Origin of the sequence: Klebsiella sp. 4_1_44FAA, assembly GCF_000238715.1 — a bacterium.
Classification (GTDB): domain Bacteria; phylum Pseudomonadota; class Gammaproteobacteria; order Enterobacterales; family Enterobacteriaceae; genus Klebsiella; species Klebsiella pneumoniae.
This window is the reverse complement of record NZ_JH414803.1, coordinates 144,894-147,107: the sequence shown is the minus strand read 5'-3', so window position 1 is coordinate 147,107 and position 2,214 is coordinate 144,894. Positions and strand designations below refer to the sequence as shown.

The following is a 2,214-nucleotide window of genomic DNA, read 5'->3' as shown; positions in this document are numbered from 1 at the left end:
AGCTGAAAAAGGCGATGCCGAAGACCCCGCTGCAGATGCTGCTCCGCGGCCAGAACCTGCTCGGCTACCGCCACTACGCCGACGACGTGGTGGAGCGCTTCGTGGAGCGCGCCGTCAAAAACGGCATGGACGTCTTCCGCGTCTTCGATGCCATGAACGACCCGCGCAACATGCAGGCCGCCCTGCAGGCGGTCCGCCGCCACGGCGCCCACGCCCAGGGTACGCTTTCGTACACCACCAGCCCGGCGCACACCCTGCAGACCTGGCTCGACCTCACCGAACAGCTGCTGGAGACCGGCGTTGACTCCGTCGCCATCAAGGACATGTCCGGCATTCTGACGCCGCATGCCGCCTTTGAGCTGGTCAGCGAAATCAAGAAGCGCTATGACGTCACCCTGCACCTGCACTGCCATGCCACCACCGGGATGGCGGAGATGGCGCTGCTGAAGGCCATTGAAGCCGGCGTCGACGGCGTCGATACCGCCATCTCCTCGATGAGCGCCACCTATGGCCACCCGGCCACCGAGGCGCTGGTCGCCACCCTCGCTGGCACGCCGTACGACACCGGGCTGGATATCCACAGGCTGGAGAGCATCGCGGCCTACTTCCGCGAGGTGCGTAAGAAGTACCACGCCTTCGAAGGCCAGCTGAAAGGCACCGACAGCCGTATCCTCGTCGCCCAGGTGCCGGGCGGGATGCTCACCAACCTCGAAGGCCAGCTGAAGCAGCAGAGCGCCGCCCACCGTCTGGATGAAGTACTGGCGGAAATCCCCCGCGTGCGCGAGGACCTCGGCTTCATCCCGCTGGTGACCCCGACCTCGCAGATTGTCGGCACCCAGGCGGTGCTCAACGTGCTGGGCGGCGAGCGCTACAAAACCATCGCGAAGGAGACCGCCGGTATCCTGAAGGGCGAGTACGGCCGCACCCCGGCCCCGGTGAACGCCGCCCTGCAGGCGCGGGTGCTCGACGGCGCCGACCCGGTCACCTGCCGCCCGGCCGACCTGCTGAAGCCGGAGCTGGCGCAGCTGGAAGCCGACGTCAGACGCCAGGCGCAGGAGAAGGGCATCACGCTTGCCGAAAACGCCATCGACGACGTGCTCACCGTGGCGCTGTTCCCGCAAATCGGCCTGAAGTTCCTCGAAAACCGCCACAACCCGGCGGCCTTTGAGCCGGTGCCGCAGGCGGAAGCCGCGCAGCCAGTGGCAAAAGCAGAAAAACCTGCCGCCTCCGGCGTCTACACCGTGGAGGTGGAAGGCAAAGCCTTTGTGGTCAAAGTCAGCGACGGCGGTGACGTCAGCCAGCTGACGGCGGCTGCTCCTGCTCCTGCCTCTGCACCCGCCGCTGCCGCCCCGGCCGGCGCCGGTACCCCGGTGACCGCCCCGCTGGCGGGCACTATCTGGAAGGTGCTGGCCAGCGAAGGCCAGACGGTGGCCGCAGGCGAAGTGCTGCTGATTCTGGAAGCCATGAAGATGGAAACCGAAATCCGCGCCGCGCAGGCCGGGACCGTGCGCGGTATCGCGGTGAAAGCCGGCGACGCGGTGGCGGTCGGCGACACCCTGATGGCCCTGGCGTAAGGAAAAGGAACGGAAATGGAAAGTCTGAACGCCCTGATTCAGGGCATGGGGCTGATGCACCTCGGCGCCGGCCAGGCCATCATGCTGCTGGTCAGCCTGCTGCTGCTCTGGCTGGCGATTGCGAAGAAGTTCGAGCCGTTACTGCTGCTGCCGATTGGCTTCGGCGGCCTGCTCTCCAATATTCCGGAGGCCGGGCTGGCGCTCACCGCCCTGGAGAGCCTGCTGGCCCACCACGACCCGGCGCAGCAGGCGGTGATTGCCGCGAAGCTCCACTGCGCGCCGGACGTCCACGCCATCAAGGAAGCGCTGGCCCTGGCCCTGCCGTCGGTACAGGGGCAGATGGAGAGCCTCGCGGTGGACATGGGCTACTCCGCCGGGGTGCTGGCCATCTTCTATAAGGTGGCGATTGGCTCGGGCATCGCGCCGCTGGTCATCTTTATGGGCGTCGGGGCGATGACCGATTTCGGCCCGCTGCTGGCTAACCCGCGCACCCTGCTGCTGGGGGCGGCAGCGCAGTTCGGGATCTTCGCCACCGTGCTCGGGGCGCTGACGCTGAACTACTTCGGCATCATCAGCTTCACCCTGCCGCAGGCGGCGGCCATCGGCATCATCGGCGGCGCCGACGGCCCGACGGCGATTT

The 2,214-nt window shown here is 67.3% G+C and carries 1 protein-coding gene and 1 pseudogene; both read left to right on the top strand.

Features of this window, described 5'->3' with window-relative positions; translation table 11 throughout:
* Positions 1 to 1,574, top strand: a 1,574-nt coding sequence (oadA, locus tag HMPREF1024_RS07580; protein ID WP_032451404.1) for a sodium-extruding oxaloacetate decarboxylase subunit alpha, incomplete at its 5' end; no start/stop codon positions are given.
* Positions 1,575 to 1,589: 15 nt separating this feature from the next.
* Positions 1,590 to 2,214: pseudogene (locus tag HMPREF1024_RS31810) on the top strand (sodium ion-translocating decarboxylase subunit beta); the annotation flags it as partial.